This window comes from Polluticoccus soli (genome assembly GCF_029269745.1).
Classification (GTDB): domain Bacteria; phylum Bacteroidota; class Bacteroidia; order Chitinophagales; family Chitinophagaceae; genus Polluticoccus; species Polluticoccus soli.
Genome location: NZ_JARJHT010000001.1, coordinates 250,633 through 276,732, shown reverse-complemented (window position 1 = coordinate 276,732; position 26,100 = coordinate 250,633). Strand labels below are relative to the sequence as shown.

Sequence of the window (26,100 nt, the reverse complement as noted above, 5' to 3'; positions counted from 1 at the left end):
TTAATAGCTCGTAAGTTGTTTATATAGAGCGTTTTGTTGTGACTATTAAGCATTAGTAGTGTTATGGATGCCTCACGTTTCACGTAGTGATGAATAAATGCTTAATAATTCAAAGTGTCTATTCTTTCCAGTCATATTTCGTTGTATCACACCCGCATCTTATTTTCTTGGCGACATTGTCATAGTTTTTTATTGAAACTTTCGGCCGCTTGCATGTTGATTCTTGGCAGTAAAATATCGTTTTCAACTCTTTTATGTCTGCCCAAAAAGCCTTTAAATCTCCGAGTTTTGGATTGAACGGATTATCGTGAGAAAGTAGATTGCCGAGTAAAGATGAATTTGAAACACGCTCTATAACTGGTGTTTTTAATTTTAAATCCGCGCCACCACTTTTATTGATTTTTGATTTTAGCTCGTTTAGCAATTCGTCAGGCATTCTTTTCTCGTTCACCTCATTCAACCTGAAAGAAACTTTTACATCCAAGTTCAGGCAAATGTCTTTTAGTGTGCTTTCTAAGTATTTTCTTATCGGATTTCCTAGTGTTTCTACTGTACCATTAGCCAAGCCGGTTTCAACAAGTTCTTTTAAATCATTTGGATTTTCATCTAAATGTGTCCCATTAGTTTCAGTCCATTTAATTTGACCAATTATCCAGCCTTTCTTTTTTGCTAATTGTCGGATATAGCTAAACCATTCAGCTTCGTGCGTAAGAAGGATTAGTTGATAATCCGCAAATTTTTCAAATAGCAGATCCGCAAAACGTTTTCTGTGTGTTGAATCAAAGCTAGATATAACGTCGTCTAATACTATAAACTTGTTAGTTTGATTAAATGCAATTACAGATGCCAGGAAAAAAGAAATACCAAAGCAATTTAGGTGAGATTCGCTGAAGTACTTTTGAGGTGGGGAAACCCACTCGTCGTTATATTTATATTCAATCGTAATTCCATTTAGTTCATCATCTTCGCCAATGGTAACAATCCTGATTTCATGAAACTGTTCACCAGGATTCATATACTGATAGAAGCCGTTTATGTGCCCGGAAAATTTATTTATGAAGTTCTCTAAACTTTCTTTTTGTCGCTTTACAAATTCATTGTAAATAAGCTCTAAGGTGTTTTTTTGATGTTCCAGTTTGCTTTTGTCATTTTCAAAGCGTTTAATTTTCAAAAAAGCGTCTTTGGCGGCAGATATATTTGCAAAGAGCTCTGTTGAATTATCGCTTTTTATGGCAGTTTGTATTTTTTCAGTTCTTTCGGAAATGTCGTTTTGTATTTGGAAATCGTTTTCTATTAAGATTAGAATATCATTTGCCGGTAATTTGTTTCCAGATGTAACCTTTTCATTGGCTGCTTTTTGATATTCGGTTAATTTGATCTTTAAATTGTTGATTGACTTCTTTATTTCTTCATTGCTAAGTTCATTTAGCAACGTGTCATTCGCAATAGTTTCCAGACGCCTCAGTCTCTCCGTAGCAATATTGTTCACAGATTGTTTAGCGGTGTCGAATGCTGCCTTTTTCTTTGATGACTCTTCAATATCTTTAAGTCTCTTTTGAATGTCAGCTCTTAATTCTTCAAGATTTTTAGGCTGAAGACATAGAGGACAGCTATTGTCTTTATGGAACTTTTTGGATATTACTGTGTCTCCGGTCCTCAAGAGTTCGGCCAAGAATGTTTGCATGATGCTCTGGACATCATTTGCAATGATGTTGAACTCTGAATAATATTTTTGATATTCACTATCAATAAATGTTATTTCTTCTTTAAGAGTTGAAAGTGTTTTGCTGGTTTTTTCTAGAAATTGAAGTTCTGCTACTTGACCTAGATGGGATGGCTTCTTTATGTGATTTAAAACAACATCGACGTCTTCAATTGAGTTTACACTGATGCCTGTTTTTAAGGGTGCGATAATCTCATTTATCTTTTCAAAAAGATTCTTTTCCTGACTAACGGCAGCGCCAATCTTTTCAATGAGAGTTTGTTTTTGGGTATTTACTTGTGCTTCAAAGTTTTGAGCTTTTATTTCTGATTTTATCGAGTTGAATGCTTTCCTTAGGACATCTTTTGTTTTGGTTACCTCCGAAAAGCCAATAATATCGGATAAGTATTTGAGCTTGTCTCCTTTAGTTTGGTCTATAAAATCTCGCAAAAATTGATACCTAAGTAGTAAGTTCTCACTCTGAGATTCCGTATGATATTTTTGAAAATCTCCCGATGAATTGGATAGTTCGGATATTAGCTTCCCCCTTTTAGTTAATAAACTTTTCGTTGCATCAAGTGCATTTTTGTTGTATGCAACGGCAATTGAAGATGTGTCGGATTCAACTTGATGTGAATTTCGTAATGCATCTTTCAAATCAATTTCACTGCCGGCTAAGTGTGAGACTTTGTCCGTATAAAACCATTCAATAGCGTCTGAAATACTGCTTTTCCCGGTTCCATTGTCGCCGTAGAGCAATACGGATTTTTCATTTAATGGCAACGAAATGGAAGTTCGTATTCCTCTGATTCCCGTTATCGATATGTTTTTAATCTTTATTGCCATTGTTATTTCTGATTTTTACAAGTTCATTTATCACGTTCTTATCGGTAAGTTTACCATTGTTATATAATTCTGCTAAACTATTGGCAATGGCTTTGTCTACGTCTTCAATAGAATCGACTTCTTTGAAGAATTCATCTAAAATTTCCTTTCCCGATTTTATTTTGTTTTCTTCCATTGTGTTTTATTTAAAGTAATTCCAGTCAATTTTAAGATCCGTTTTTACGGTATTATTCAGTATTTCAAACCCAGTTTTGTTGTTGCAAATCGGGTATACTCCAAAATGCTTTACAAAATTTAGAATAAAGTAGCTTTCCAAATCCTCTACTCTGAAGGACCAAATATTTCTCAACATTTCGATATTTATGTAAGTAAACCATAGAGGTTCAATCTTTTTGTAGTTGACCAGACCTACATTTTTCGACTTGCCTTCAAAATGTCCGATTAATCTGCTTCCAATACTGTTTGTCCTTCTTTCGCTCATTCCTATATATAGCAATCTTGACTTATCAAATGGGTATTGAATTTCGATATGAGAAGTGAATATGAAATACAAACCAGTAATACCAGCCAATGGCTTAATGTTCTTCGGTTCAAACTGCATTGGACTATCGAAGTATATACTAACAGTGCTTTTTTCCAGTTGTTCGCTCATATCACACGATTAATGGTACAAATGCTTTCATCGAAGCATATGTTCGTCGCCATTAAATTAATGAAATCAGCACAAGAATGTCGTTGATTGAGATAAATTCAGATCGGTCTGGCCAAATTATAGGCGCTTTTGCACATGGTTGCTGTATGGGTTGTTTACATTGACGTATGTTAACAAACGCTTAACTGTCATTTTAACATATTTTATTGTCTTGCATGGTAATTGTTGTCTCAAGTACCCTATAAAAACAAGGGTTTATAATTATGGAAAACTACTACAATGTAAGTCCAGCCACTGGTAAACCATCTGGTGTGAGAGGATATGAGTATGGAGATGATTTTATTGTCATTTACTTTACAAGTGGCGCAAGATATACTTACACATATGGTTCGTGTGGCAACGGTCATGTCGAAACAATGAAACGTTTAGCTGATGCACAGAGTGGCTTGAACACCTATGTCACGCGACATAAACCACCGTATTTTTCAAAAAACTGAGGTATGTAGAATGGTGCGGTCAAATGACCTATATCAAACCCAGATGGCGGAATTGGACCATGCCGGATTTTATTCGGCAAGACGCGCTGAATCTGGTTTACACCAAAACATCAAAAAACTGTCCCTTTCGGAGTTTAGTGCAATTTTTAGTGCAAGAAGATTTTGGAGAAAAAAATAAGGAGTTACAACTGTGTGTAACTCCTTGATAATCAGGGTGCCCAGAACAGGAATCGAACCTGCACTCCCTTGCGAAAACCAGATTTTGAGTCTAGCGCGTCTACCAATTCCGCCATCTGGGCAATACTGAGCCGTTTGGCATCAGCGGGATGCAAATGTATCTATTCTTTCCTGTATGCGCAACAGATATTTTTTCCTGAAATAATAGTCTTTTATGCGGAGTAATAGTTGCTTATCGTGGTTGCCGGAATTGTACTGCTGGGTGAGGGGCGTCACCTCCTGTTGCCACTGTTCCAGTTGTTCGGCAAGGGTATCTGTGGCCGTTTGGCGCAGTATATCATTGTCCGGCTCCATCTCCCAGTCGCTGATAACCTCGTTCAGGTCCATCATTTCCATCAGGAAGGCGGGAGGGAGGTTGTACTTTTCCTCGTCTTCCAGCAGCTGGTGTTGTTTGAGGATATATGCGGTGGTAGCGTCAGGGTTATTGAGCATCTTAAATGCATCGTTGTTGAGTGCAGCCATACGCAATGCTTCGGCGCGGGTGCTGTCATCGGCCGTTGCAAATCTGTCGGGGTGATATTGGCGACTCAGCTCATAATACTTCTTCTTCACAATAGCGGCATCGGGGTTAAACGACTCAGCTATACCATACAGTTCAAAGTAATTAACCATGTAGCAAAGATGTGAGCATTATATTTGTTGTCAAAATTAAAACGGCAATGCTTCGTATAGGTCTGATAAAAGAACGCAAGACACCACCGGATAACAGGGTACCGCTGACGCCACAGCAATGCGCTCGTATTCAACAGGAATATCCCGTGACCATTGTTGTAGAACCTTCGGATGGACGCTGCTTTACTGACGATGAATATCGTGCAGAAGGCATTGAACTGACCACAGACCTTACCAGCTGCGACGTATTGCTTGGTGTAAAAGAAGTGCCTATCGATCATCTCATTCCCGACAAGACCTACTTCTTCTTTTCTCATACCAAAAAGAAGCAACCTTATAACCAAAAGCTCATGCAGGCGCTTATCAAGAAGCGCATCCGCATGATAGACTATGAATGTCTTACCCATCTTGATGAACAACGTGTGCTTGGCTTTGGCTTGTTTGCCGGTATTGTTGGTGCTCACAACGGGTTACTGGCATACGGCGAGAAAACTGGCCTCTACGAATTACCTGCCGCATACTCTGTAAAGAACTACGACGAGCTGAAAACCATTTACGGACAGGTAAGGCTGCCTAATATCAAGATCGTGATGACCGGTTCTGGTAAAGTAGCAGCGGGTATACTCGAGGTTATGACCCACTTCGATGTGGAGTCAGTAGAGCCGGATGACTTCCTGACGCATGAGTACGATTATCCCGTATACACACACCTGAAAGGTAGTGCTTTGTACGCCCGTAAGGATAATGGTCTCTTTCACCGTGATGATTTCCATGCTCATCCCCAGGCTTACAAGTGTCTGTTCTCAAAGTACATTCCTCAAACCGATATCCTGATGAACGGTATTTACTGGGACCAGAACATAGCGCGCCTGTTTGAAAAGCCAGATGTGCAGCGCAACGACTGGCGTGTCAGCGTGATCGCAGATATCACCTGCGACATAGATGGCTCAGTGCCCATCAACGTCGGTGCTTCTACGATCGCCAACCCTGTTTACGGCATCGACCGCAAGAACCTGCAGCGGGTAGAGCCATACCAAGGCGACAAGAACGTCATTGACGTGATGGCGGTTGATAACCTCCCCAACGAATTGCCTTGTGATGCCTCTCATTACTTCGGTGCGCACTTCGAGAAGTTTGTGTTGGGCGAGCTACTTTCTGGTAACAGCGACATCATCAACCGTGCAACCATCTGCGAGAACGGGAAGCTGACCAAGTACTATGAGTACCTCAGCGATTACGCCTATTAGTGGGCTTTACTCATCAGGTTGGCCACAGCCTCGTCGATAGTAGGGTATTGGAATTGGAAGCCAGAGTCCAGCAGCTTTTGAGGACTGAGGGTACTGCTCTTATATAGTTCCTTGCTCATCTCACCGAGGGCAAGGTTGAGCAAGGGAGTAGGTACGTGAGCGGTGATATTAAAACCGCCCTTGTTCTTAGCTATGGTTTTCATCAACCGCTTATAGCTAACTGGCTGGGGGCTTACTGCATTGTATGCACCGTTGTACTGGTCGTCTGCTATAGCAGAGTACAGCATGCGTACATGGTCGTCAATGTGGATCCAGCTCATCACCTGTTTGCCGCTGCCTATGATGGGCACCAGCCCAAACTTGACCGGCTGCAGGAACTTGGGAAATGCGCCTCCGTCCTTACCGAGCACATGCCCAAACCGGAATATGGCCGTGCGCAGAAAGTCATTAGCCGACATACTGGCCTTCTCCCATTTTACACAGGTCTGCGCCAGGAAGTCAGCGTTGGGTGGGTCGGTCTCGACAAAGGGCTTTCCCTTCTTATCGGCGCCATAGTAGCCCATGGCTGAGGCTGCAACCAGCGTGCGACATTCGGGGGCGTATTGACGTAGCTGAGAGACAAGGAAGTTGGTAGCTTTTACCCGGCTGTCTACTATCTCTTTCTTGCGTTTCTTGGTCCAGCGTTTGTCGGCTATACCGGCGCCGGCCAAGTGTACTATGGCATTGACCTGCTTGAGTGCGCCAACGTCAATTTTATTTGCGGTGGGGTTCCAGTAAGCATGGGTTATTTTGGGTCTTTTCTTCCGCTTTTCAGGGTGGCGGGTGAATATAATCACATGATAATCATGCTTTATTAGTTCGGCGGTTAAATGCCGGCCTATGAAGCCTGTTCCTCCCGTTATGCCTATGGTTTGAGTCATGCAGATTATAAAAATATTTTGCAATCTTTATACAATAAACCCTATGCCCATCCGTTTATTTGAAAAGCCGTTTACAACATGAACAAAACTTTACAAAAAAACTTAACTAAATCTACATCAAAAAAACCAGCAGTGCTCGTGGATAGTGAAAAAAACAGTGAAGAGCTGATAGATCTGATGAAAGACATGAAACACATTTGGCAAGAGGCTGCCGAGGACCTGATGCAGCCGCGCCCGGAGGCCGTGGCACAGCTGCTCAAAAAAGTGCTACACTAGCTCGATCACCGTTATCTCCGGCATGATGCCCAGCCTGCCGGGGTAGCCCAGGAAGCCGAACCCGCGGTTCACATACAGGTATTGTGCGCCCTCGCGGTAGAGGCCTGCCCATTTCTGGTATACGTACTGTACAGGGCTCCATTTCAGTCCCGGTATCTCTACGCCGAACTGCATACCGTGCGTATGGCCGGCCAGCGTCAGGTTGATATCAGGGAACTGTTTCCTGACCTGTGCATCCCAGTGCGAGGGATCGTGCGACAGCAATATCTTGAAAGGAATATCCGGACCTACCCCTGAGTGGGCGCGGCTCAGATCACCATATTTCGGGAAGTTGGCTTTGGCGCTCCAGTTCTCTATACCGAGGACTGCGATCTTATCGTTGCCCCTTTCCAGCAACACGTGTTCGTTCATTAGGAGGCGCCAGCCCATTTTGCCGTGTGTCTCTTTCAGCCATTCCAGGTTTTTGGATTTGGCTTGTACTGACGGCCATTCTATATAGTCGCCGTAGTCGTGGTTGCCGAGGGTGGAGTAGACACCCATGGGCGCCTTCAGTTGCGAGAAGATGTCTGTATACGGTTGTATCTCGTCGGCCTTGTTGTTTACCAGGTCGCCGGTGAAGAAGATAACGTCGGGGTTTTCGGCCATTACCAGTTTTACACCACGTGCCACCGCCTCGTGCTTGTCGAAGCTGCCGGAATGGATGTCTGATATCTGCACGATCTTCATTCCTTTGAATGATTCAGGCAGGTTGCCGAACGCCAGCCTCACTCGCCTTACTTTATACCGGTACCTGTTGGTGATACCCCAGATAAAACCACCCAGTGCCACACCTCCCAGTAACAGCGCTGCGCGCTGCAGGAAAATAGACCTGCCTATATTGGCACCTGCTGAAGGTGAATTTGAAGCCAGTGTAGGAAGACTGGTAACGATCCAGGTGAACAGCCTGCGCAGCTCGTCTATCAGCATCACTACCAGTATCAATACCTTACCCACCATAAAGCCGATGGTAGTGGCTACGTAAATGTTGCGCAGCATATGCGGCAGGTTGGCCCAGTTGATGTGGCGGAACATAAAGAAGCTGATCCACGCAAACAGCGACAGTAGCACGTAGAATACCATCACCCCCACGCGACCAGCATAAGGCAGGGTACGCACCGCGCTCCTCACTACGATAAAGCTGTAAAACTCGGCCAGGGCCAGCAGGAACATGATTATTGCAAAGCGTTGTGCCATAATTTAAAACTTCAAAAATTCTTCAATTTGTTGTTCTATTACCAGCTGGGTGGCCGGCTTTAATATGTTCCCTTCCATGTCTATCTCCTCGTTTATGCGGCTAATGGGTAGCTTGTTGTACAGCACATTCACCCGAAGGTAGTGCAGTATGTTGGTCATATGATCCAGGCCGCGCAGGTTGCCGGCGCGCCCGTCTGCTACGCCTACGAGCATGGCTTTTTTGTACCACCAGCAGTTGCGGATGTCGCTGTTGTCTATCATCAGCTTCAGGATGCCGGGGATGCTGCCGTTGTACTCGGGCAGCACAAATACAAACTTGCCCGATGGCTTGAAGTACTGATCTTCCAGCTGTGTAAGGTCGGTGCCTGTCTCCCATACGTTCCTGTTCTCCAGGCTCACCAGGTGTACGTTGTCGGTGTGCTGGCTCAATATATTGTAGTAGAGGGTGGCAACCCTCAGGGTCATGCTGTCGTTCCGGTTCGTTCCCGATATTATGGTAAGCATCTATTGGACTAAGATAGCGCAAATGTACAGCGTTTGGGGCTGACAGCTGTATAGGCTTATGTGAACGGGCAATTGCCGGGGTTGATAGTCATCGACCTACCCGCTGTGCACGCTTCTACAGCATCCCCCTTCCAAAACAAAAAAAGGGACGCAGTGGAGATTGTTCGTGCGTCCCTTCTTAATATAGCCATGTGCCGCTAGCCTGTGCGGAGCTGGTGGAAGTCTATGACGTTGGAAAGGAGGGTTTTCCAGGTTTCGGCTTTGCGGCGGTTGTCCATCATGTCGGCGGCGCCGTCTTCTATCTCGCTGTAGAAGGCGAGGGCGGCTATCTCGTTCTTTTTCGAGTACAGCTTTAACTCAAAGGCGCTGATGTGTTCTTCAACCCTTGTCTTGCCGCTCTTCAGGGTTTCAGATCGCTTGCTGCCCAGGTTCACTATCTCACAACTGTCTATCGTGCCCAGGTCTATGTTGCTGTAGCTAAAGCCACCCTCGCGATAGACGACATAGAGCAGTTGTTGTTGCTGCCTGTCGAGGCAAATGGCGCGGTTGCGGAATAGCTCCGTCTGATCGATATGCAGCCTGTAGCGGGCTGCCAGCTGGTTTATCTCATTAAGCATGTCGCTTTTCATTTTCCTTGTTTGCCGGCTGGCAGTATAAACGATCAGGCCTACAATAAGTACAATAACTAAGATGATCGCCGTAGCGATGAGAATTGTTCCGTTCATTTTCTTTCGGTTTTTGGATAAGTGAGTACAACAGGCCGTAGCCTGCAATTCAGTCAATGCTTATGCGCTAGCGCGCAGGGCATTCACCAAAACCAGTGTTTGGGAAAAGTGAGCAGGAACCTGTAGGCGGTAATATGAAAGGCTACCGCATCGGTAAATGTAGTTGTGGCATGAAGCGAAAAGCTATCGTCGAGGTAAGAGAGGTAGCGCGAAAGCAGGAAGGTTTTGGCTGCATCTTTTACCCGCGCTGCAGTTTGTACGCGGAATTGCGGCTGCAGGTGCACGGTTTCGGACGGTGCGGAATTGCTTATCTCTGCCTTGCTGACGCCCTTTTCAGAAGCCTCGATTTTCCCGGTTTCTTGCCATGGTGCAACTACTTGCTGTGCGTTCGGCAGCAGGTCGCTTTGCTTTGCCGAGAACCCGGCGAAAGCAAGCAATGCGAATGCAAAGCAAATAATATATGATATGCGAAAGCGTAATTGCACCTTGCAAAGGTACGATTTTCAGCGGGGACGGTCTTTATGACCCTATAGACGAAGGTGTAATGGTAATGTTAAGCTTTGCCTGCACGCAGCGCCAGCTCTTCAAGCTTTTCGCGCAGGTGTTTGATGTTGGCGGGTTTGTAGAGAAAATCGTTGAAGCCTGCATCGAGTATTTGCTCTTTTTCGTTGATAGAGGCAGTAAAGGCAATGGCGTGTGTATTGGCTTTAGCCGACTCTGAATAAGCACGGATGCGTTTGATGGTGTCATAGCCGTCGGCCTCGGGCATATGTAGGTCTAACAGGATAGCGTCGAACTGTCCCGACAGCCATGCATTGTAAGCCAGCACACCGTTCTCTACGATGACAGGAGTGACGTTGAGCGTGGAGAGCTGCTTCCTGATGATGACACGGTTTACCTCGTTGTCTTCGGCAACAAGTATGTTGAGCTTGCTGAGGTTGACGGCTTCTGTAGCGTTTTGTTCTATTACAGGTGCCTGCGCTTTGGTGAAGTTGATGGTAAAGAAGAAACGCGAACCTTTGCCTGGTGTGCTCTCCAGTTCTATCTTACTATCAAAGATGGGAAGTAGTTGTTTGACGATCGGCAGTCCAAGGCCTGTGCCACCATACTTCCTCGTCACGTGCGACTCTGCCTGTGCGAACACATCGAAGATGGCCGCGTGTTTGTCGGGGTGTATGCCAATGCCGGTATCGGTAATGGAGAACAGTACACCTATGCTGTCGTCGGTTTCCTGTGTGCAGTCCAAATGGACCGTGATGCCACCTTGTTCTGTAAACTTTATCGCATTGCCGATAAGATTGTACAATACCTGAGACAGACGCGTAGGGTCGGTGCTGACAAAAAGTTTTTGAACGCAGTTGTCGATGACCAGGTCGAACCTGAGGCTTTTGGCTGTGGCCCTTATCTTCAATCCGGCACAAACATTCTGCACAAATTCATCGAGCCGCACAGGTACTTTTTCCAGTTCCAGCTTGTCGGAGTCTATTTTATTAAAGTCGAGCACGTTGTTTATGAGCGCCAGTAGATCGAGCGCGGAAGAGTGGAGTATCTTCAGGTTTTCCCGTTGCCTGTCTTCAGGTTTGTCGTCCATCAGCAGTTCAGAGGTGCCGATAACAGCATTGAGCGGCGTGCGCAACTCGTGTGAGATAGTAGAAAGAAAGTTGGACCGTGATATGGCCAGCTGGTTGGCTTCTTCTACAGACACATGCAGCTGGTCGTTCAGTTCTTCCTTTTCCCGCAAGCTAGACCTGAACGCTTTGAAGAAGAGATAGTGCGCGACAATGATGGTAACAAAGTTCAGCACTACTACTATCTCAAACCCCGGTGATGCGATCTGTTGTGGTGCATTGGCCGTATATATGTCCAGCTTGTCTCCCAGTGTCAGCACCATCATAACCGGCGCCACACCAAGGAAGGAATAGATTATACCCCAGGTACTCCCCAGCATATAATACCCGCTCAGTATGATCATGAAGATGAACTGCAGGGTGACAAGATTGATGGCGTGTGTGAAGACGAAAACGTTTACCCAGATAGTGGCAGTACCGGCTATTAGCATGACCTGAGCAACTGCTTTCATCCTCGTTGGCATTCCCAGCAGCAGTTTTACCAATGCTACATACACCACCAGTGTGATGGCCGCACGAGTTGTCTGCATGGTTTGCCCGGCTACTAACGCAGTAATGCCGGCAACAAGGATCTTAGCTAAAGTAAATAGTAATACAGTAAAAATGATCTTAATGCGGGCCTTGGCGAAATTGTCAGGTTCCGCATCAAGAGCCTTTCTTAAAGACCAATTGAAAAAAGACAGAGGTCGTTGCATCAAATAGCAGGTATAGTAAAGATAGCAATACTATATTTAATGGATTATATAGTATTGTAAGTTTTATATGTTCTCCCGCCAATCAAGTTACAATTGCTATTAGCTGCCACGCGTACCGCCAGTGCGAACAGGCTTCTTAGAAAAGCCAGATGCACCTTTTCCGGGTTTGGGAGCCTGCTGCTGTGCGGGCTTGTTTGATTTGGCAGCTTTTCCGCCCTTCTTTTTGTCTTTATGGTTGCCTGAAAGTAGTGACATCTTGATCCGATTATGGAGCTAATATAATGAGTATCGCGAAAAGCAGTTTGTTAAATTGCCTATTATATTTGGCGGATGAAGCACCAACTCGATGCATTGACCACCACCCGCGGAGTAGCCGCGTTGCTGGTAGTGGTGTTTCACTTTGGGTGCACGGTTTTCCCTTTCAACCAGGCAGAGCATTTTTTCAGGAGCAGTAACCTGGCAGTGGGGTATTTTTTCGTGTTGTCGGGTTTTGTGATGTATTATACTTACCACAACCGGCGCAACAGCTTCAGGCCGTTTATGGAGAAAAGGTTGGTGCGTATAGTGCCTGCTTTTTATATAGCGCTGGCTATGTCGGCCGTGCTGATCATTGCAGAAGGTATTGGCTCGGGACCTATGTTCCTAAAACAGATGGCGCTGAACCTGACATTTACGCAGGCCTTCTTCCCCGGCTATGCACTTACGATCAACTCTCCTGGCTGGTCGTTGTCGATAGAGATGTTTTTTTACATCCTGTTTCCTGCACTGATAGCGTTTGCTAATAGAGAATCGCGGCGCTTTCTGTGGTTTGTGGCTACGTTTTTTGTGCTGTCGCAGGTGACGCACCTGGCGATGGTTGCAAAATATAAACCAGAGTGGGGCACAGCCTTTCACGAGTTCGTTTATTACTTCCCGCTGTTTCATTTCAACCAGTTCTTTGTTGGTATGGTGGGCGGATATCTTTTCTTCCAGTATAAAAAGCGCGGTATTAAGTACGCATCGGTCTGGCCATTGGTAGCTATTGTCCTCCTTGTGAACTTTATGCCGCGCTCAGTCAGCCTGCATAATGGTTTGCTGGCGCCGCTCTACATGCTGCTGGTGTTGGCGGTGGCATTGCACAACTCGAGCTGGTTGCGCTGGCGGCCACTGGTGTTTTTGGGCGAGGTGAGTTATGGTATCTACATCTTCCAGGAGCCAGTACACCGGTATGCCGTGAATCTTAACGGCAGGTACCTTCAGCTATCAGAACCGGTGTTTTTTTACACGTACACGATAGCACTGGTAGGTGTTGCTGCGTTGTGCTATCACCTGGTAGAAAAGCCCATCAGAAATATGCTGAATAGGCCTTAGTTTTACTAAATCAAGAGCATAACAATGTACAACCCGTTTTCTTCAAGGCTGCTGCTGGCGGCTTTTTGCTTGCTCATTTGTATTAGAGCCGGGGCAAAGAGCAGTTACCTCGATGCTTTTATTGCCCGTGCAAAACAGCAGTATATGATCGTAGAGTTTGATGGTCTTTGGAAAGAAGACAGGCTTACCGCACCGCTCATTGCCAATGGTACCATGTTCGATGTGGATGTTTTGACATTGGAAACGATTGTTGAATATAGGCCCATGCTCATAACATTGCATGTTGGAGGTTATGAACTGGAGCTGGCAAGGTATGACATCATCACTCCTGACTTTTCGGTAAATGAGGCTACGGCCGAAGGATCAATGCCTTTTGTTTATAACCCCGGGGTATATTATAGGGGCGTAGTAAAAGGAGTTCCCGGTTCGCTGGCGGCATTTTCATTCTTTAGTGGTGACGTGTACGGGCTTTTTTCGTTGCCCGGCGGTGGCAACATGGTCGTAGAACAGGTGAAAAAAGGAGTGACGGCCGGTAAGTACATATTGTACAATGACCGCGACCAGCAACTGTCTGCTTCAGTAGGTTGCGGTACCGATAAGTTGCCTGCCCTGCAAAAGCCTGCAACGCAGAATAAGAACGCATTCAGTTCCTGCAAGGATGTAGAGTTCTATATAAAAGCAGACTACGAAACCTGGCTGGATTACAGTAGCAATACGACCAACGTGGTGAACTACCTGACAGCTGCCTTTAATACCGTCGCTACTCTTTACCGAAACGAAGCGGTGTACATTAGCCTGAAGCATATAGAGGTTAATACGACGGCGGATATTTACCAGACGCTAACCCTTAGCTCATCCACTTTTCTAACCACGTTTGGTGATGAAACGCAAAACAACCTGTTTGGGGCAGACCTGGCCATGCTCGTTTCTACACGTGGCGGTAATATGGGCGGGGTAGCCTGGTTGGGTACGATCTGTTTTCCATACAACAGTTTTCAGAGCTCAGGTCCTTATGCATTCTGTAATCTAAAACAGGATGCACAGGCGTTGCCTGCTTATAGCTTCGACATACAGCAAATGGCCCACGAGCCCGGTCATAACCTGGGTGTGATGCACACGCACAATTGTGGCTGGCCGGGAGGCGCTATAGACGCTTGCGTGCCTGTTGAAGGCAGTTGTGCTGCTCCGAGTCCGCAGTACCCACCCGGTGGAGGCACCATTATGAGCTATTGCCATACCGTGTCAGGCGTTGGTGTTGATCTTACCAAAGGCTTTGGCCCTCTACCCGGCGACACACTGCGTGACGGTGTTGCTGCCGCAGCCTGTGCCGACTATATCGTTAATACGCCTGTTATTGCTGCCAATGCAAACGTTGTAGCAACTCGCGAGTGTGTAGACGGAGACGGTGTCACACACTACCTGAATGATGGCAATAACGATGATGAGGCAGATGACAGGCTGTTGTTGAAAATAGAAAAGAACGGAAGCCTGATAGGTACAGTAGATGATGCAGGCTTTGAAGTGAAGGTTGTTACTTTTCCCAACCTTGGTTCAGGCAATGGCACCAACCTGCTGCTGCCGCCGGGGATGAATAATGTAAAGACCTTCCATGCTGCTATCAATCGCTATTGGGAAGTGACGCCCATTACCCAGCCACCGTCGATGGTAGAAGTGGTCTTCCCTTTTACGCGTACTGATGTTACCGACGCAGATGGCAGTGTGAATGGTAATATTCCGTTGATCGCAGGCGATATGACATTGTACCAGGCCAAGTCTCCATTGGATCCGAACCCGGCGTTAGGTTTTGCTACAGCAGCGCAAAACGATATCATCATATACAATAGGGGCGTATCTCCATCGCCTGTGCAATGGATGCTATCATCTGTTGCGGATACTTTCTTTGCGCATTTCCTTACCAATAGTTTGAATGGTGGTACTGCATTCTATACTTATTTCCCGGTCTCTGTCGACGATGTGAAAAAGGCCAATTTTGCTGTATTTCCTAATCCCGCAGCCGAATATTGGAATGTGTTGAGTGCATCTGATGCCGAGCTGCAACTGCATGCAGCTGATGGCAGGACGATCATATCGAAGAAAATTTCAGCGGGTAAAGTAGAAAAAATAGATGCCTCGAAACTCGCTCCAGGACTGTATTTCTACAGATTGTATACAGATGCGAATGTTCATAAAGGAACGTTAATCAGGCAATAATTTTTTTATCAATCAAAATATTCTTCCTAACATTGCACCCATGAACATGATGTCGAAGCAATATAAACATTGTAAACACCCACGTAGCAACGAAGGGTACGGCATCGTATTGATATAAGACAATAACAATAAGATAATGTGCAATACGCCCTTCGGATACACCGAAGGGCTTTTTTTATTCACCTGTTTAAACAAAAACGAAGATGAAACTGATCAACAAAAAGATCTGCATGGGCAAAGACATCGGTATCCACGGCAATATGTTCGGTGGTATACTTATGGCATGGATAGATGAGGCAGCCGCCGCATTTGCAACCGAGTACTGCTGCACACCAAACATGGTGACGCTGCGCGTGGGTGAACTCCATTTCAAACGTCCCATAAAGGTGAACAACCACATACGTGTATATGGTGAGGTCGTTTCATTGGGTAATACATCGATAACGCTGGATATAGAGGTGCGCAAGTTCAACCTGTATAGCGGTGAGGAGATAGTGGTCTGCACCACGTCTATCACTTTTGTGCGTATAGACGATGATGGCAATCCTACGCCTATTGGTGAAACGATAAAAAGAAAGCACGAACAGGCACTGGTATTGGTATAAAAAAGAAAGCCCTCCTGCAGGGGAGGGCTTTCAATAATTATTCGTTGGAGACTACCATCCGTCGCCGTCGAGCATATTGCCGATGCCGCCCAGGATGCTGCCTTCTTCTTTGCGGTTGAAGGTGCCGTATGACAAAATGCGGCTTGCCAGCCTGCTGATAGGTAGGGTTTGTATCCATACTGTACCCGGTCCGCGCAGGGTTGCGAAGAACACGCCTTCGCCGCCGAACAGCGTATTTTTTATTCCGCCTACAAACTGGATGTCATAGTTTACGTTTTGCGTAAAGCCTACTACGCAACCTGTGTCTATTTTCAATACCTCACCCGGTTGCAGGTCGCGCTGCATAACGTGGCCACCTGCGTGCACGAATGCCATACCATCGCCTTCCAGTTTTTGCATGATGAAGCCTTCGCCGCCAAACAGGCCGGTGCCCAGCTTGCGCTGAAACTCGATACCGATGGCCACACCTTTTGCAGCACAAAGGAAGGAGTCTTTCTGACAAACCACTTTGCCGCCCAGTTGTTGCAGATCTATCGGGATGATCTTACCGGGGTAGGGCGATGCGAATGAAACACGCCTTTTGCCCTGGCCCATGTTGGTATAAGTAGTCATGAACAGGCTTTCACCCGTGAGCATGCGTTTGCCTGCTGAGAATAATTTGCCAAGCAGCCCGCTTTGTTGCTGACTACCGTCGCCAAAGATGGTAGACATCTGTATGCCATCGTCCATCATCATAAAGCTGCCGGCCTCGGCAACCGCTGTTTCTTCAGGGTCGAGCTCTATTTCCACATATTGCATTTCCTCACCGAAAATGCGGTAATCGATTTCATGATTGTTGCGCATGTATTGCAGTTGTTTTGTCAAAGCTATTAAATATTAGAATTTGATTCAGCTATAAAGGCTTGTTAAATATCGCCCGGTGGTATAGTTGTTTAGCCACAATGGCAAAACGGGGGATTATGAAATACCATAGGGACAAATCGGTAGATAAAAGGCAGCCAACACATAATCGCCAAAAAGGTGATGAGGCAGCGAAGTATGAACAAGCAGTTAATGAGCAGGATGTGCAGCCTGAAGGTGCAAAATACAAGGGCGTGAAGCACAGCAAGAGCTCAGGCAAAGGCGGGCAACAATCCGATAAGGGTAAGGACTCTCAAAAGGATACGCGTTCTCGCAGCAAATAACGTTGGGTGATGAATTTATTTAAGCTGTTACACATGTAGCAGCTTTTTTTATTTCTTCAGCCCTCATCGGCATTGTAATATTTTACCAGACAGCTTCGTATAATTGCGTAACTTTCATTAAATCTCACAAAGCATGGAAAACTACGAGAATCAAAAACCTTTTGTTAAAGCAACCGTTTTAGAAACCAGCGCCACTAGGCCAATTGCCAAGACCTTTATGGCAAACGTGTTTTTATGGATGTTTGCGGCACTGGGTGTCTCCACGTTTTTTGCTGTATGGTTTGCCAACAGCCCTGCCATGTTGCAGATGCTGATAAATGCTGAAGGCACAGGCTTGAACTTCCTTGGCTGGGCTGTGATGCTGTCGCCTATCGGGTTTGTGCTGCTGATGTCTCTGAGGTTTCAGAGATTGTCAATGCCGGCAATGATCACACTGTTTATGCTGTTTGCGGTTATCATGGGCATTAGTCTTAGTTTCACTTTGCTTGCCTATACTGCGTCTTCGGTTGTAGGTGTTTTTGCAGCATCGTCGGCTATGTTTGGCGTAATGGCTGTACTGGGTTATACTACAGATAAAGACCTGACCAGCTTTGGTCGCCTGATGATGATGGGATTGATCGGGATACTGATCGCCTCTGTAGTCAACTGGTTCATGAATAACTCAACACTTGATTATATCATCAGCATCGTAGGTGTGATGGTATTTACCGGTCTTACCGCTTATGATGTTCAAAAGTTGAAGCGTATTGGTGAAGGCGTGGAGTATGAAGGCATTGATACAACCAGTGCAAGAAAGATGTCGGTACTGGGTGCAATGACACTGTACCTTGACTTTGTAAACCTGTTCCTGATGCTGCTGCGTTTATTTGGCCGTAGGGACTAATGTGATATTTGAGTTAAAAAGGAAAAGCCGCCTTAATGGCGGCTTTTCCTTTTTTTGATAATGTTTTATTGAGTTACTGCGCTGAAATATCCTTCCGTATTTAGCTGGTCTTTTATCGTCCGTTCCCATTCCGCCTGTTTGGTTTTTATCAGGCTGTGGTTGGTCTCACGGTCATATTGCTGCTGCATCCGGCTACGGTCCTTTTCAGATTGCTTCTGGATGGCTTCGAGCTCTTTTGTGAAATTATCGGGTGTAAAATGCGCTGCCTTCAGCTTTTTCATAAGCTCGCAGGCTGCAATGGCCGTGATGTCGAAATGTATTTGCTCATGCGCTAGCAGCAGTTCGGTAGAGTTGTTGGCACGCCACCAGGAATTCATTTTATGGAAATAAGGAATTACTGATATGTTCACCATTTTGTGCCTGTTGAACGTTTGCAGGTTGTATTTGATCTGGATGCCGCTGTAGGTAATGGCGCCTGCCAGGCTCATTTCATCGGGGTCGCCCATAAAGTCTGAGCGCCTTAGTGGACGGGTCGGGTCGTATACGATCAGGTCAGCATCATCTGTTTCCGTGAGCATTTCTACGTTTACGCTAATGCCCGGGGTGAGTGTTGGTTTATTATCCTTCAGCCAAATGTCCATGTCTTTCATGAACTGTTCAGTCAGCTGAGTTACCAGCTTGCCGATATGCTCACTGGCGTCAATGCCTGAGCTTACGTATGAATTGTAGGTGTATTGATTGAGCTTCACGCCGTCTGAGTAAAACTCCAGGTCGGCACTGAGGTCGGCCTTGTGCATGTTGCCTTTAAAGCTCTCCTCGATCTGGAAATTGGTGATATGCAGATCGATAGGCATGGTGCCTTCGTTTTGCCTGAAACCGTGTTGTATAAAATTGTATAGACCTTTTGCAGTACCACCCGGGAGGTTAAGCGTCACCAGCTGGCGGGCAGAACCGGCGTGCATCTGGCCAATGTTACTGGTATCATCGCGGTTATCCACCACCGAAGCAATGTAAAACTCCCGCGGGCTGTAACCCGAAGTTTTAGCGGGTTTGATGATCTTGGTACTTGGCGGCAAGTGAAGACCTTTTGACAGCATTGCCAAAAAGAAAAGAAACACTAATAATGGTATGAATACAAATCGCCTCACCGTTCAAAGAATCTTCTATCTGAAGTTACGAAAATTATCAATGTCATTTCATCATGCGTGTGTTAATTCTTATTACCACTTAAAAACGCAAAATGGGGGCAAAAGCCCCCATTTTGCAACAATATGTTTTAAGTATCAATCATCCAGCTTCAATACCGCCAGGAATGCTTCCTGTGGTATATCTACCGAACCTATCTGGCGCATACGCTTTTTACCTTCTTTCTGTTTCTCGAGGAGCTTACGCTTACGGCTGATATCACCACCATAACACTTGGCAGTTACGTCCTTCCTCATTGCAGAGATGGTTTCGCGCGCTACGATCTTGGCACCGATGGCAGCCTGTATCGCGATCATGAACTGCTGACGTGGTAACAGCTCTTTTAGTTTAGCACACAGCTTGCGGCCAAAATCTTGTGCACGGCTGCGGTGTATCAGGGCGCTCAGGGCATCCACTTTATCACCGTTCAGCAGGATATCCATTTTGGCGATATCGCTTTCGCGGTAGTCTATCGGGTGGTAGTCGAATGACGCGTAACCACGGGTAGAAGATTTCAGCTTATCATAGAAGTCAAATACGATCTCCGTCAGTGGCATTTCAAATATCAGCTCAACACGTGTTGGTGTCAGGTAGTGCTGGTTGATGAGGATACCACGCTTGCCCAGGCAAAGGCTCATGATGTTACCGATGTAATCGGGCAGGGTGATGATCTGTGCGCGAATGAATGGCTCTTCGATACGGTCGAGACGGCTTGGGTCAGGCATCTCGCTCGGGTTATTCACGATCACGGGTATGTCCTTGTCGCGCGTCAGGTAAGCTTTAAAGCTTACGTTCGGCACGGTGGTGATCACCGTCTGGTTGAACTCGCGTTCAAGACGTTCCTGGATGATCTCCATGTGCAGCATTCCTAAGAATCCGCAACGGAAACCAAAGCCCAGCGCTTGCGATGTTTCTGGTTCAAACGTCAGCGAAGCATCGTTCAGCTGCAGTTTTTCCATACACTCACGCAGCTCTTCAAAGTCGTCGGTCTCAACAGGGAAGATACCTGCGAATACCATCGGCTTCACCTCTTCAAAACCTTTCACCACTTCCTGTGTAGGATTGGCAACGGTAGTGATGGTATCACCCACCTTTACCTCTTTGGCATTTTTGATACCGGTAATGATATAACCAACATCGCCGGCCGATACGCTCTGCTTCGGTGCTAGGCCCAGTTTGAGCACACCCACCTCATCCGCAAAGTATTCGTTGCCGGTATGGTAGAATTTTACTTTATCGCCTTTCTTCAGTGTACCATTTACAATACGGAAATAGGCTATGATACCGCGGAAAGAGTTGAACACGCTGTCGAAGATCAGGGCCTGCAGTGGAGCGTCAGGATTGCCTTCGGGTGCTGGTATGCGTGCAATGATAGCGTCCATGATGTCTTCGATACCGATACCGCTTTTACCGCTCGCCAAGATGATATCTTCAGGCTTGCAGCCGATCAGGTCAACGATCTGGTCGGTTACCTCAGGTATCATCGCACCTTCCATATCTATCTTGTTGATGACAGGAATGATCTCCAGGTCGTTATCCAGTGCCAGGTACAGGTTGCTGATGGTTTGCGCCTGGATACCCTGGCTTGCGTCTACCAGCAGCAGAGCGCCTTCGCAGGCAGCCAGCGCGCGCGATACTTCATAGCTGAAGTCCACGTGGCCCGGAGTGTCGATGAGGTTCAGGCGGTATTTCTGGCCTTTGTGCTCATAGTCCATCTGGATGGCGTGACTCTTGATAGTGATGCCTTTTTCGCGTTCCAGGTCCATATCATCCAGAACCTGCGCCTGCATGTCGCGTTCGCTGATGGTTTTGGTGTGCTCAAGAAGGCGGTCGGCCAGGGTACTTTTACCGTGGTCAATATGGGCTATGATACAGAAATTGCGAATATTTTGCATGCTATCGTAAAAAGAACGGCAAAGGTACGGAAAATAAGGGCTTTAGCGTTATATGTTTTAGAGCTTTAACAGGTTGAAACAGAGATATTTTACCCGATAAAAGCGATGAAACACCCCATTTGCCTATTTTTAGTAAATCATTTATACCTATGAAACTCACTCAACTCATTTTCCCCGCCCTGATAATGGTCTCACTCGCCTCATGTGATGGCTGCAAACGCGATAATGATATCAATGTGCCCGGCGGCAAGGGCGGTACCGGCATACTGCGCATCACGCTCCAGCACCATGACAGGATACTAGATACTGCCGGCATTGTGTACATGGCCTATGGGATGGAAGCACCCGGCGATGGCAAATATGCTGATTCTGTCAAGTGCATTAATGAGAACGGTCAGCATGTGGCTATCTTCAACAATCTGCGTAAAGGAGAATATTATCTCTACGGTAAAGGCTTTGACTCAAAAGCCGGAGCGATGATCGCAGGTGGAAATGGCTACCTGCTACGTGAGGAAAAGACGGTTGATTATGTGCTGAGTGTGTCTACACACCTGTAACGCAAGAATGTTATTTCGAATAGGGATAAATAAAGAATGGCAGCCCGGAGGCTGCCACGTGCTTCATTTAGCTTCGCCTAACTAAACCGCTTCTGCCTGATGCAGGTAAAATATGGTAGCATATACATTATGTGCTTCCTTAATGCCTTCGAGTGCCTCCCTCCGTGAGATGCGCGTGTTGATCCGCAATGAAGAAAGGAACGGCAGCGATAAAATGCTGTCGAAAACGCCTGCTCCTTTATACTCCAGTTCGGGTACTTGCTTCAAAAATTTTTGCACGCCGGTGTGGTTAACATGGTGCGACAGAAACCTCTTAACGCCCGCCGAGTGCCTGTAAAAGTCAACGATCTCATCGTCGCTGGGGCTGCCTGCGATTATCCTGGACGCTTTGTCGATCAATTCGTCCAGCTGCTTATCGATGAGATAGTATAACTCTACATGCTGCATTGCCGAGGTATTACGACACAAATGTACCCGTAGCTAAAAATAAAACATATGATGTAGGTCACCATAAAACCGATGACCTTTATCAGCTATTTCAATAATGTGTTATCTATTGTAGGTACCTGAACAGCTATCCTGGCTAAAGCCACTCACAGCATAGGTGAATACCATGTTGTTAGGTGTAGAGAACGTGATACTTCCCTTAAACGTAATGCCCGTAGCCACTGATTGGCTTGGGATAGTAATGACATTAGCGCCCGTCAGCTCGCCGGTTACCGTATAGCCTTGTCCCAAACCGGCAGGGTTGTGTATCCGGGCCGATTTATTGGAGGCAGGAGAGGAGGATATCACGAGGCTGTCGACTGCGTAAGATCCGCCAGAGCAGGAGTCTTTACCCTGCCAAACACCAAAATACTTAGTAATGCTTAGTTGCTCGCACAGCTCACCTTCAAAGCCCGCTGGGCATTTACAGGCGCCGTTCTCGCATACGCCTTCGTTCTTGCACTGTATCTTTACACAAGGGTCGGTTACGGTTTCACAGTTAGTACCGCCATAGCCTGAGGGGCACTTACAATTGCCGTCAACACAAATACCATTGTTTTGGCAAAGCACGTCTTTACAAGAGTCTTTGGTACAGGCAGTATAGGTTACGATCAGGAAGGCACAGCAAGTAAAAAGGGCTGAAAGCAGTATGCTACGGATTTTCATGTCCGTAAGGTAGGAAAAAGGTTTTAATGGCCGTTCTATATCCGGTATTAGCATATATATAGAGCGCAAATTCAAATATAAATCTCCCATTTTCTTTTAAAACTCATTTTCGGTAACTTGCAACGCTTTTAAAAACTAAAACTCCAAATATCTTTTGTAATGGCATTTGATCTCGACCTGGTCCAGAAGGTTTATCAAGAACTCCCAGAAAAAGTAAATGCGGTGCGCTCTCTTATCGGTCGCCCGCTTACTCAAGCAGAAAAGATCCTTTATGCGCACACTTACGAACAAGCCGCTAAGGCTTACGAGCGTGGCAGGGATTATGTAAACTTTGCACCGGACCGCGTGGCGATGCAGGATGCTACCGCGCAAATGGCGTTATTGCAATTCATGACCTGTGGTCGCAACCAGGTGGCTGTGCCCAGCTCAGTACACTGCGATCACCTGATCCAGGCGAAAACAGGTGCTACTGAAGATCTTGCTACTGCAAACGAAGTGAACAAAGAAGTTTACGACTTCCTTTCTTCTATATCTAACAAATATGGTATCGGTTTCTGGAAACCAGGTGCAGGTATCATTCACCAGGTAGTACTGGAGAACTACGCTTTCCCTGGCGGTATGATGATCGGTACGGACAGCCATACGCCAAACGCGGGTGGTCTGGGTATGATCGCTATCGGTGTTGGTGGTGCTGATGCCGTTGACGTAATGGCCGGCCTTCCATGGGAGCTGAAAATGCCTAAACTGATAGGTGTGAAACTGACTGGCCGCATGAGTGGCTGGACCTCGGCTAAAGACATCATCCTGAAAGTTGCAGGTATCCTGACCGTAAAAGGTGGTACAGGTGCTATCGTAGAATACTTTGGCCCGGGCGCAGAAAGCCTGAGCGCTACAGGTAAAGCTACTATCTGTAACATGGGCGCTGAGATAGGTGCTACCTGCTCACTGTTTGCTTACGATGAGAAAATGGGTGACTACCTGAAAGGTACCAACCGCGAAGACATCGCTAAACTGGCAGATGGCGTTAAAGATTATCTCCGTCCTGATAAAGAAGTTTACGACAATCCTGAAATATTCTACGATCAGCTGATCGAGATCAACCTGGATGACCTGGAACCATACGTGAATGGTCCTTTCACTCCGGACCTGGCTACACCTATCAGCAAAATGGCAGAAGCGGTACAACAACACGGTTGGCCTGACGCGGTAGAAGTTGCCCTGATCGGCTCCTGCACCAACTCTTCTTACGAAGACATCTCTCGCTCGGCATTTATTGCTGAAGACGCGATGAAGAAAGGCCTGAAGTCTAAGAGCGAATTCACCATCACTCCGGGTTCTGAAATGGTGCGCTACACTATTGAACGTGATGGCATGCTGCACACATTCGACAAAATGGGTGGTGTAGTATTGGCTAACGCTTGTGGTCCTTGCATTGGTCAATGGGCACGTCACATGGACGATCCTACCCGCAAGAACACGATCGTTACTTCATTCAACCGCAACTTCGCAAAACGTAACGACGGCTTCGCTTCTACGCACGCTTTCGTTGCTTCTCCTGAAATAGTTACTGCTTACGCAATATCTGGTCGCCTGTCTTTCAACCCACTGAAAGATAAACTGATCAACGATAAAGGCGAAGAAGTAATGCTGGATGAACCTAAAGGCTACGAAATGCCTCCAAAAGGTTTCTCGGTAAAAGACGCCGGTTACCAGGCTCCTGCTTCTGACGGTAGCAAAGTTGAAGTTCTTGTTGACCCTGCAAGCACACGTCTGCAACTGCTGGAAGCTTTCTCTGCTTGGGAAGGAACCGACCTGCACGGCATGAAACTGCTGATCAAAGCGTTCGGCAAGTGTACTACCGACCATATCTCAATGGCAGGTCCATGGTTGAAATACCGCGGTCACCTTGATAATATCTCTAACAACATGCTGATCGGTGCTATCAACGCCTTCAACATGGAGAGCAATAAGGTGAAAAACCAACTGACAGGTGAATTTGGTGAAGTACCACAAGTACAGCGCGCTTACAAAGCTGCTAACATCGGCAGCGTTGTAGTGGGTGATGAGAACTACGGTGAAGGTAGCTCTCGCGAGCACGCAGCAATGGAGCCACGTCACCTCGGTGTTCGCGCTATCGTGGTGAAGAGCTTCGCACGTATCCACGAAACCAACCTGAAAAAGCAAGGTATGCTGGCGCTTACTTTCGCTAACAAAGAAGACTACGATAAAGTGCAGGAAGATGATGTGATCGACATCATTGGCCTGAAGCAATTTGCTCCCGGCGAGCAGATCGTCATGGTGCTGAACCACAAAGACGGCAGCATGGATGAAGTAGTGCTGAACCACACGTACAACCAACAACAAATTGAATGGTTCCGTGCAGGTGGCGCGCTTAACGTTATCCGCCAGGAATTTGCGCAATAAGTCTAAAGAATAATCGTTTGAATAGTCCCGCCCAAAGCGGGACTATTCTTTTTTAACAAAGACTGGCACAGAATTTAGAAGAATTTGATAGAAAGCTATGAGTTTCTTAGCTTTACAATATATAATATGTACAGCCGCTTAACCGATATCAAGAACTTTATCGAATGGAAAGCCTTCGGGGTGTGTACCGCCATTGGTGAGCGTATGGGCGTGGCTACGTCACGTATCAGGCTGTGGTTTATTTATATCTCTTTCATGACGCTGGGTTCACCGCTCATCATTTACATGATACTGGCCTTCTGGATGAATCTGAAGCGCTATATCTGGCTAAGCCGTAGGAATCCGCTACGTTACCTTTAGTTTTTTATCTCTACCGACTTGATCAGCCTGGTCTTGTCGTTGTAAAAGTTTACCTTCTTTATTCCGGGGTATTTCGGAATGACAGCTAATGCCATTGGGTAGAATTTGTAGTTCACCGTGCCTTTGTATAGGTCCAGGTTGCAGTAAGCCTCGATGAAATCGCCGGCTTTGGTGTCTACTCTCTTAAAGCTAAGTTTTGAGTCTTTGCGGGTCTCAGGCATCAGCAACACCAGCACGTTCTCCTTGGCAAAATGCGGTGTATCGGGTCGGTTAGTTTTGCCAAAGAACTTGTCGAAATGCTTACGCTGGGTAATGACGAAACAGTTTATACCGGGCTTCAGGTCTGAGGCGTCGCCCACGAAATCGTAGTTGTACAGTGGTTTTACATTGACAAGCTTTGGCTGGGCAGATGCCTGTATACTGCTGAAAAGAATGGCTGTAATGGCTATAAAACGGTTACTGTAACGCATGTATAAATGTAGAAAATTCCTACGTTTTAACTGTTTAATCCTCTTGTTTT

28 protein-coding genes and 1 tRNA gene are annotated in these 26,100 nt (G+C 46.2%); 11 read left to right on the top strand and 18 right to left on the bottom strand.

All coding sequences use genetic code 11. The features are described from left to right. Nucleotides 1-118: 118 nt before the first annotated feature. Genes P2W83_RS01460 through P2W83_RS01450 form a run of 3 tightly spaced genes read right to left on the bottom strand, consistent with a single transcriptional unit; the run spans nucleotide 119 to nucleotide 3,200 of the window. Nucleotides 119-2,548 carry an AAA family ATPase gene (locus tag P2W83_RS01460; RefSeq protein ID WP_276131901.1) on the bottom strand — a complete coding sequence of 810 codons (2,430 nt, stop codon included), beginning with the start codon at nucleotides 2,546-2,548 and terminating at the stop codon, nucleotides 119-121. Beyond that, entirely contained in the window at nucleotides 2,532-2,723 is a 192-nt protein-coding gene (locus P2W83_RS01455) for a hypothetical protein (RefSeq protein WP_276131900.1), read from the bottom strand. The genes P2W83_RS01460 and P2W83_RS01455 overlap by 17 nt, the downstream gene beginning before the upstream one ends. Nucleotides 2,724-2,729: 6 nt before the next feature. Further along, nucleotides 2,730-3,200 carry a hypothetical protein gene (locus tag P2W83_RS01450; protein ID WP_276131899.1) on the bottom strand — a complete coding sequence of 157 codons (471 nt, stop codon included), beginning with the start codon at nucleotides 3,198-3,200 and terminating at the stop codon, nucleotides 2,730-2,732. Between the two features lie 263 nt (nucleotides 3,201-3,463). On the opposite strand from P2W83_RS01450, the gene P2W83_RS01445 reads away from it, so the two are divergent. Beyond that, a complete protein-coding gene (locus tag P2W83_RS01445; RefSeq protein ID WP_276131898.1) occupies nucleotides 3,464-3,697 on the top strand; it encodes a hypothetical protein in 234 nt (77 codons plus the stop codon). Nucleotides 3,698-3,912: 215 nt separating this feature from the next. On the opposite strand, the gene P2W83_RS01440 is transcribed toward P2W83_RS01445, so the two are convergent. Together P2W83_RS01440 and P2W83_RS01435 are read right to left on the bottom strand one after the other, a co-directional pair. Further along, nucleotides 3,913-3,996 (bottom strand) — tRNA-Leu (locus P2W83_RS01440). A gap of 19 nt (nucleotides 3,997-4,015) precedes the next feature. Further along, the gene (locus tag P2W83_RS01435; RefSeq protein ID WP_276131897.1) at nucleotides 4,016-4,546 is read right to left on the bottom strand and encodes an iron-sulfur cluster co-chaperone HscB C-terminal domain-containing protein; all 531 of its coding nucleotides are present in this window, start codon (nucleotides 4,544-4,546) and stop codon (nucleotides 4,016-4,018) included. A gap of 47 nt (nucleotides 4,547-4,593) precedes the next feature. Between P2W83_RS01435 and P2W83_RS01430 the strand changes: the two genes are divergently transcribed. Then, nucleotides 4,594-5,793, top strand: a complete 1,200-nt coding sequence (locus P2W83_RS01430) for an NAD(P)-dependent oxidoreductase (protein ID WP_276131896.1) — start codon at nucleotides 4,594-4,596, stop codon at nucleotides 5,791-5,793. Here the strand turns inward: P2W83_RS01430 and P2W83_RS01425 are convergent. Next, entirely contained in the window at nucleotides 5,790-6,713 is a 924-nt protein-coding gene (locus P2W83_RS01425) for a TIGR01777 family oxidoreductase (protein WP_276131895.1), read from the bottom strand. The genes P2W83_RS01430 and P2W83_RS01425 overlap by 4 nt on opposite strands. Nucleotides 6,714-6,851: 138 nt before the next feature. Here P2W83_RS01425 and P2W83_RS01420 point away from each other — a divergent pair, with 138 nt between their 5' ends. Then, nucleotides 6,852-6,989 (top strand): hypothetical protein, encoded by a 138-nt coding sequence (locus P2W83_RS01420; RefSeq protein WP_276131894.1) that lies wholly within the window; start codon nucleotides 6,852-6,854, stop codon nucleotides 6,987-6,989. On the opposite strand, the gene P2W83_RS01415 is transcribed toward P2W83_RS01420, so the two are convergent. The 6 genes from P2W83_RS01415 to P2W83_RS01390 form a co-directional block, all read right to left on the bottom strand. Further along, entirely contained in the window at nucleotides 6,981-8,222 is a 1,242-nt protein-coding gene (locus P2W83_RS01415) for a metallophosphoesterase (RefSeq protein WP_276131893.1), read from the bottom strand. The genes P2W83_RS01420 and P2W83_RS01415 overlap by 9 nt on opposite strands. 3 nt (nucleotides 8,223-8,225) lie before the next feature. Next, entirely contained in the window at nucleotides 8,226-8,726 is a 501-nt protein-coding gene (locus P2W83_RS01410; protein ID WP_276131892.1) for an NADPH-dependent FMN reductase, read from the bottom strand. Between the two features lie 197 nt (nucleotides 8,727-8,923). Then, the gene (locus P2W83_RS01405; RefSeq protein ID WP_276131891.1) at nucleotides 8,924-9,451 is read right to left on the bottom strand and encodes a hypothetical protein; all 528 of its coding nucleotides are present in this window, start codon (nucleotides 9,449-9,451) and stop codon (nucleotides 8,924-8,926) included. An 83-nt stretch (nucleotides 9,452-9,534) separates the two neighbouring features. Beyond that, nucleotides 9,535-9,936 carry a hypothetical protein gene (locus P2W83_RS01400; protein WP_276131890.1) on the bottom strand — a complete coding sequence of 134 codons (402 nt, stop codon included), beginning with the start codon at nucleotides 9,934-9,936 and terminating at the stop codon, nucleotides 9,535-9,537. 68 nt (nucleotides 9,937-10,004) lie between these two features. After that, nucleotides 10,005-11,774, bottom strand: coding sequence for an ATP-binding protein (locus tag P2W83_RS01395; RefSeq protein WP_276131889.1), 1,770 nt, complete (start codon nucleotides 11,772-11,774; stop codon nucleotides 10,005-10,007). A 99-nt stretch (nucleotides 11,775-11,873) separates the two neighbouring features. Further along, nucleotides 11,874-12,029 (bottom strand): hypothetical protein, encoded by a 156-nt coding sequence (locus tag P2W83_RS01390; RefSeq protein WP_276131888.1) that lies wholly within the window; start codon nucleotides 12,027-12,029, stop codon nucleotides 11,874-11,876. Nucleotides 12,030-12,104: 75 nt separating this feature from the next. Here P2W83_RS01390 and P2W83_RS01385 point away from each other — a divergent pair, with 75 nt between their 5' ends. The 3 genes from P2W83_RS01385 to P2W83_RS01375 all read left to right on the top strand — a co-directional run bounded on the left by P2W83_RS01385 (nucleotide 12,105) and on the right by P2W83_RS01375 (nucleotide 15,940). Then, on the top strand, nucleotides 12,105-13,124 hold the full coding sequence (locus tag P2W83_RS01385; protein ID WP_276131887.1) for an acyltransferase family protein: 1,020 nt from the start codon (nucleotides 12,105-12,107) through the stop codon (nucleotides 13,122-13,124). Between the two features lie 24 nt (nucleotides 13,125-13,148). Then, complete coding sequence (locus tag P2W83_RS01380) at nucleotides 13,149-15,335, top strand: M12 family metallo-peptidase (protein WP_276131886.1); 2,187 nt, start codon at nucleotides 13,149-13,151, stop codon at nucleotides 15,333-15,335. A gap of 203 nt (nucleotides 15,336-15,538) precedes the next feature. Then, entirely contained in the window at nucleotides 15,539-15,940 is a 402-nt protein-coding gene (locus P2W83_RS01375; RefSeq protein ID WP_276131885.1) for an acyl-CoA thioesterase, read from the top strand. Nucleotides 15,941-15,991: 51 nt separating this feature from the next. On the opposite strand, the gene P2W83_RS01370 is transcribed toward P2W83_RS01375, so the two are convergent. Continuing rightward, entirely contained in the window at nucleotides 15,992-16,783 is a 792-nt protein-coding gene (locus P2W83_RS01370) for a TIGR00266 family protein (protein WP_276131884.1), read from the bottom strand. Nucleotides 16,784-16,899: 116 nt separating this feature from the next. On the opposite strand from P2W83_RS01370, the gene P2W83_RS01365 reads away from it, so the two are divergent. Beyond that, a complete protein-coding gene (locus P2W83_RS01365; RefSeq protein ID WP_276131883.1) occupies nucleotides 16,900-17,124 on the top strand; it encodes a hypothetical protein in 225 nt (74 codons plus the stop codon). Between the two features lie 133 nt (nucleotides 17,125-17,257). After that, nucleotides 17,258-18,007 carry a Bax inhibitor-1/YccA family protein gene (locus P2W83_RS01360; protein ID WP_276131882.1) on the top strand — a complete coding sequence of 250 codons (750 nt, stop codon included), beginning with the start codon at nucleotides 17,258-17,260 and terminating at the stop codon, nucleotides 18,005-18,007. Nucleotides 18,008-18,072: 65 nt separating this feature from the next. Here P2W83_RS01360 and P2W83_RS01355 read toward each other — a convergent pair whose 3' ends face one another. Beyond that, nucleotides 18,073-19,104, bottom strand: coding sequence for a DUF922 domain-containing protein (locus tag P2W83_RS01355; RefSeq protein ID WP_276131881.1), 1,032 nt, complete (start codon nucleotides 19,102-19,104; stop codon nucleotides 18,073-18,075). A 186-nt stretch (nucleotides 19,105-19,290) separates the two neighbouring features. After that, entirely contained in the window at nucleotides 19,291-21,087 is a 1,797-nt protein-coding gene (gene lepA / locus P2W83_RS01350; RefSeq protein WP_276131880.1) for a translation elongation factor 4, read from the bottom strand. 149 nt (nucleotides 21,088-21,236) lie between these two features. Between lepA and P2W83_RS01345 the strand changes: the two genes are divergently transcribed. Next, nucleotides 21,237-21,644, top strand: a complete 408-nt coding sequence (locus tag P2W83_RS01345; RefSeq protein WP_276131879.1) for a hypothetical protein — start codon at nucleotides 21,237-21,239, stop codon at nucleotides 21,642-21,644. Between the two features lie 81 nt (nucleotides 21,645-21,725). Here the strand turns inward: P2W83_RS01345 and P2W83_RS01340 are convergent, their stop codons facing one another. Together P2W83_RS01340 and P2W83_RS01335 are read right to left on the bottom strand one after the other, a co-directional pair. Further along, nucleotides 21,726-22,091: a hypothetical protein gene (locus tag P2W83_RS01340; protein WP_276131878.1), complete on the bottom strand. Its 366-nt coding sequence runs from the start codon at nucleotides 22,089-22,091 to the stop codon at nucleotides 21,726-21,728. Nucleotides 22,092-22,193: 102 nt separating this feature from the next. Continuing rightward, on the bottom strand, nucleotides 22,194-22,796 hold the full coding sequence (locus P2W83_RS01335; RefSeq protein ID WP_276131877.1) for a calcium-binding EGF-like domain-containing protein: 603 nt from the start codon (nucleotides 22,794-22,796) through the stop codon (nucleotides 22,194-22,196). Nucleotides 22,797-22,955: 159 nt separating this feature from the next. On the opposite strand from P2W83_RS01335, the gene P2W83_RS01330 reads away from it, so the two are divergent. Beyond that, a complete protein-coding gene (locus tag P2W83_RS01330) occupies nucleotides 22,956-25,220 on the top strand; it encodes an aconitate hydratase (protein WP_276131876.1) in 2,265 nt (754 codons plus the stop codon). Between the two features lie 126 nt (nucleotides 25,221-25,346). Beyond that, nucleotides 25,347-25,580, top strand: a complete 234-nt coding sequence (locus tag P2W83_RS01325; RefSeq protein ID WP_276131875.1) for a PspC domain-containing protein — start codon at nucleotides 25,347-25,349, stop codon at nucleotides 25,578-25,580. Here P2W83_RS01325 and P2W83_RS01320 read toward each other — a convergent pair. Further along, nucleotides 25,577-26,050: a hypothetical protein gene (locus P2W83_RS01320; protein ID WP_276131874.1), complete on the bottom strand. Its 474-nt coding sequence runs from the start codon at nucleotides 26,048-26,050 to the stop codon at nucleotides 25,577-25,579. The genes P2W83_RS01325 and P2W83_RS01320 overlap by 4 nt on opposite strands. Nucleotides 26,051-26,100 lie beyond the last annotated feature (50 nt).

Coding starts and splice junctions, on each gene's coding strand:
- P2W83_RS01460 (WP_276131901.1), bottom strand. CDS start 2,548: ATGGCAATAAAGATTAAAAACATATCGATAACGGGAATCAGAGGAATA.
- P2W83_RS01455 (WP_276131900.1), bottom strand. CDS start 2,723: ATGGAAGAAAACAAAATAAAATCGGGAAAGGAAATTTTAGATGAATTC.
- P2W83_RS01450 (WP_276131899.1), bottom strand. CDS start 3,200: ATGAGCGAACAACTGGAAAAAAGCACTGTTAGTATATACTTCGATAGT.
- P2W83_RS01445 (WP_276131898.1), top strand. CDS start 3,464: ATGGAAAACTACTACAATGTAAGTCCAGCCACTGGTAAACCATCTGGT.
- P2W83_RS01435 (WP_276131897.1), bottom strand. CDS start 4,546: ATGGTTAATTACTTTGAACTGTATGGTATAGCTGAGTCGTTTAACCCC.
- P2W83_RS01430 (WP_276131896.1), top strand. CDS start 4,594: ATGCTTCGTATAGGTCTGATAAAAGAACGCAAGACACCACCGGATAAC.
- P2W83_RS01425 (WP_276131895.1), bottom strand. CDS start 6,713: ATGACTCAAACCATAGGCATAACGGGAGGAACAGGCTTCATAGGCCGG.
- P2W83_RS01415 (WP_276131893.1), bottom strand. CDS start 8,222: ATGGCACAACGCTTTGCAATAATCATGTTCCTGCTGGCCCTGGCCGAG.
- P2W83_RS01410 (WP_276131892.1), bottom strand. CDS start 8,726: ATGCTTACCATAATATCGGGAACGAACCGGAACGACAGCATGACCCTG.
- P2W83_RS01405 (WP_276131891.1), bottom strand. CDS start 9,451: ATGAACGGAACAATTCTCATCGCTACGGCGATCATCTTAGTTATTGTA.
- P2W83_RS01395 (WP_276131889.1), bottom strand. CDS start 11,774: ATGCAACGACCTCTGTCTTTTTTCAATTGGTCTTTAAGAAAGGCTCTT.
- P2W83_RS01390 (WP_276131888.1), bottom strand. CDS start 12,029: ATGTCACTACTTTCAGGCAACCATAAAGACAAAAAGAAGGGCGGAAAA.
- P2W83_RS01385 (WP_276131887.1), top strand. CDS start 12,105: ATGAAGCACCAACTCGATGCATTGACCACCACCCGCGGAGTAGCCGCG.
- P2W83_RS01380 (WP_276131886.1), top strand. CDS start 13,149: ATGTACAACCCGTTTTCTTCAAGGCTGCTGCTGGCGGCTTTTTGCTTG.
- P2W83_RS01375 (WP_276131885.1), top strand. CDS start 15,539: ATGAAACTGATCAACAAAAAGATCTGCATGGGCAAAGACATCGGTATC.
- P2W83_RS01370 (WP_276131884.1), bottom strand. CDS start 16,783: ATGCGCAACAATCATGAAATCGATTACCGCATTTTCGGTGAGGAAATG.
- P2W83_RS01365 (WP_276131883.1), top strand. CDS start 16,900: ATGAAATACCATAGGGACAAATCGGTAGATAAAAGGCAGCCAACACAT.
- P2W83_RS01360 (WP_276131882.1), top strand. CDS start 17,258: ATGGAAAACTACGAGAATCAAAAACCTTTTGTTAAAGCAACCGTTTTA.
- P2W83_RS01355 (WP_276131881.1), bottom strand. CDS start 19,104: ATGCTGTCAAAAGGTCTTCACTTGCCGCCAAGTACCAAGATCATCAAA.
- lepA (WP_276131880.1), bottom strand. CDS start 21,087: ATGCAAAATATTCGCAATTTCTGTATCATAGCCCATATTGACCACGGT.
- P2W83_RS01345 (WP_276131879.1), top strand. CDS start 21,237: ATGAAACTCACTCAACTCATTTTCCCCGCCCTGATAATGGTCTCACTC.
- P2W83_RS01340 (WP_276131878.1), bottom strand. CDS start 22,091: ATGCAGCATGTAGAGTTATACTATCTCATCGATAAGCAGCTGGACGAA.
- P2W83_RS01335 (WP_276131877.1), bottom strand. CDS start 22,796: ATGAAAATCCGTAGCATACTGCTTTCAGCCCTTTTTACTTGCTGTGCC.
- P2W83_RS01330 (WP_276131876.1), top strand. CDS start 22,956: ATGGCATTTGATCTCGACCTGGTCCAGAAGGTTTATCAAGAACTCCCA.
- P2W83_RS01325 (WP_276131875.1), top strand. CDS start 25,347: ATGTACAGCCGCTTAACCGATATCAAGAACTTTATCGAATGGAAAGCC.
- P2W83_RS01320 (WP_276131874.1), bottom strand. CDS start 26,050: ATGCGTTACAGTAACCGTTTTATAGCCATTACAGCCATTCTTTTCAGC.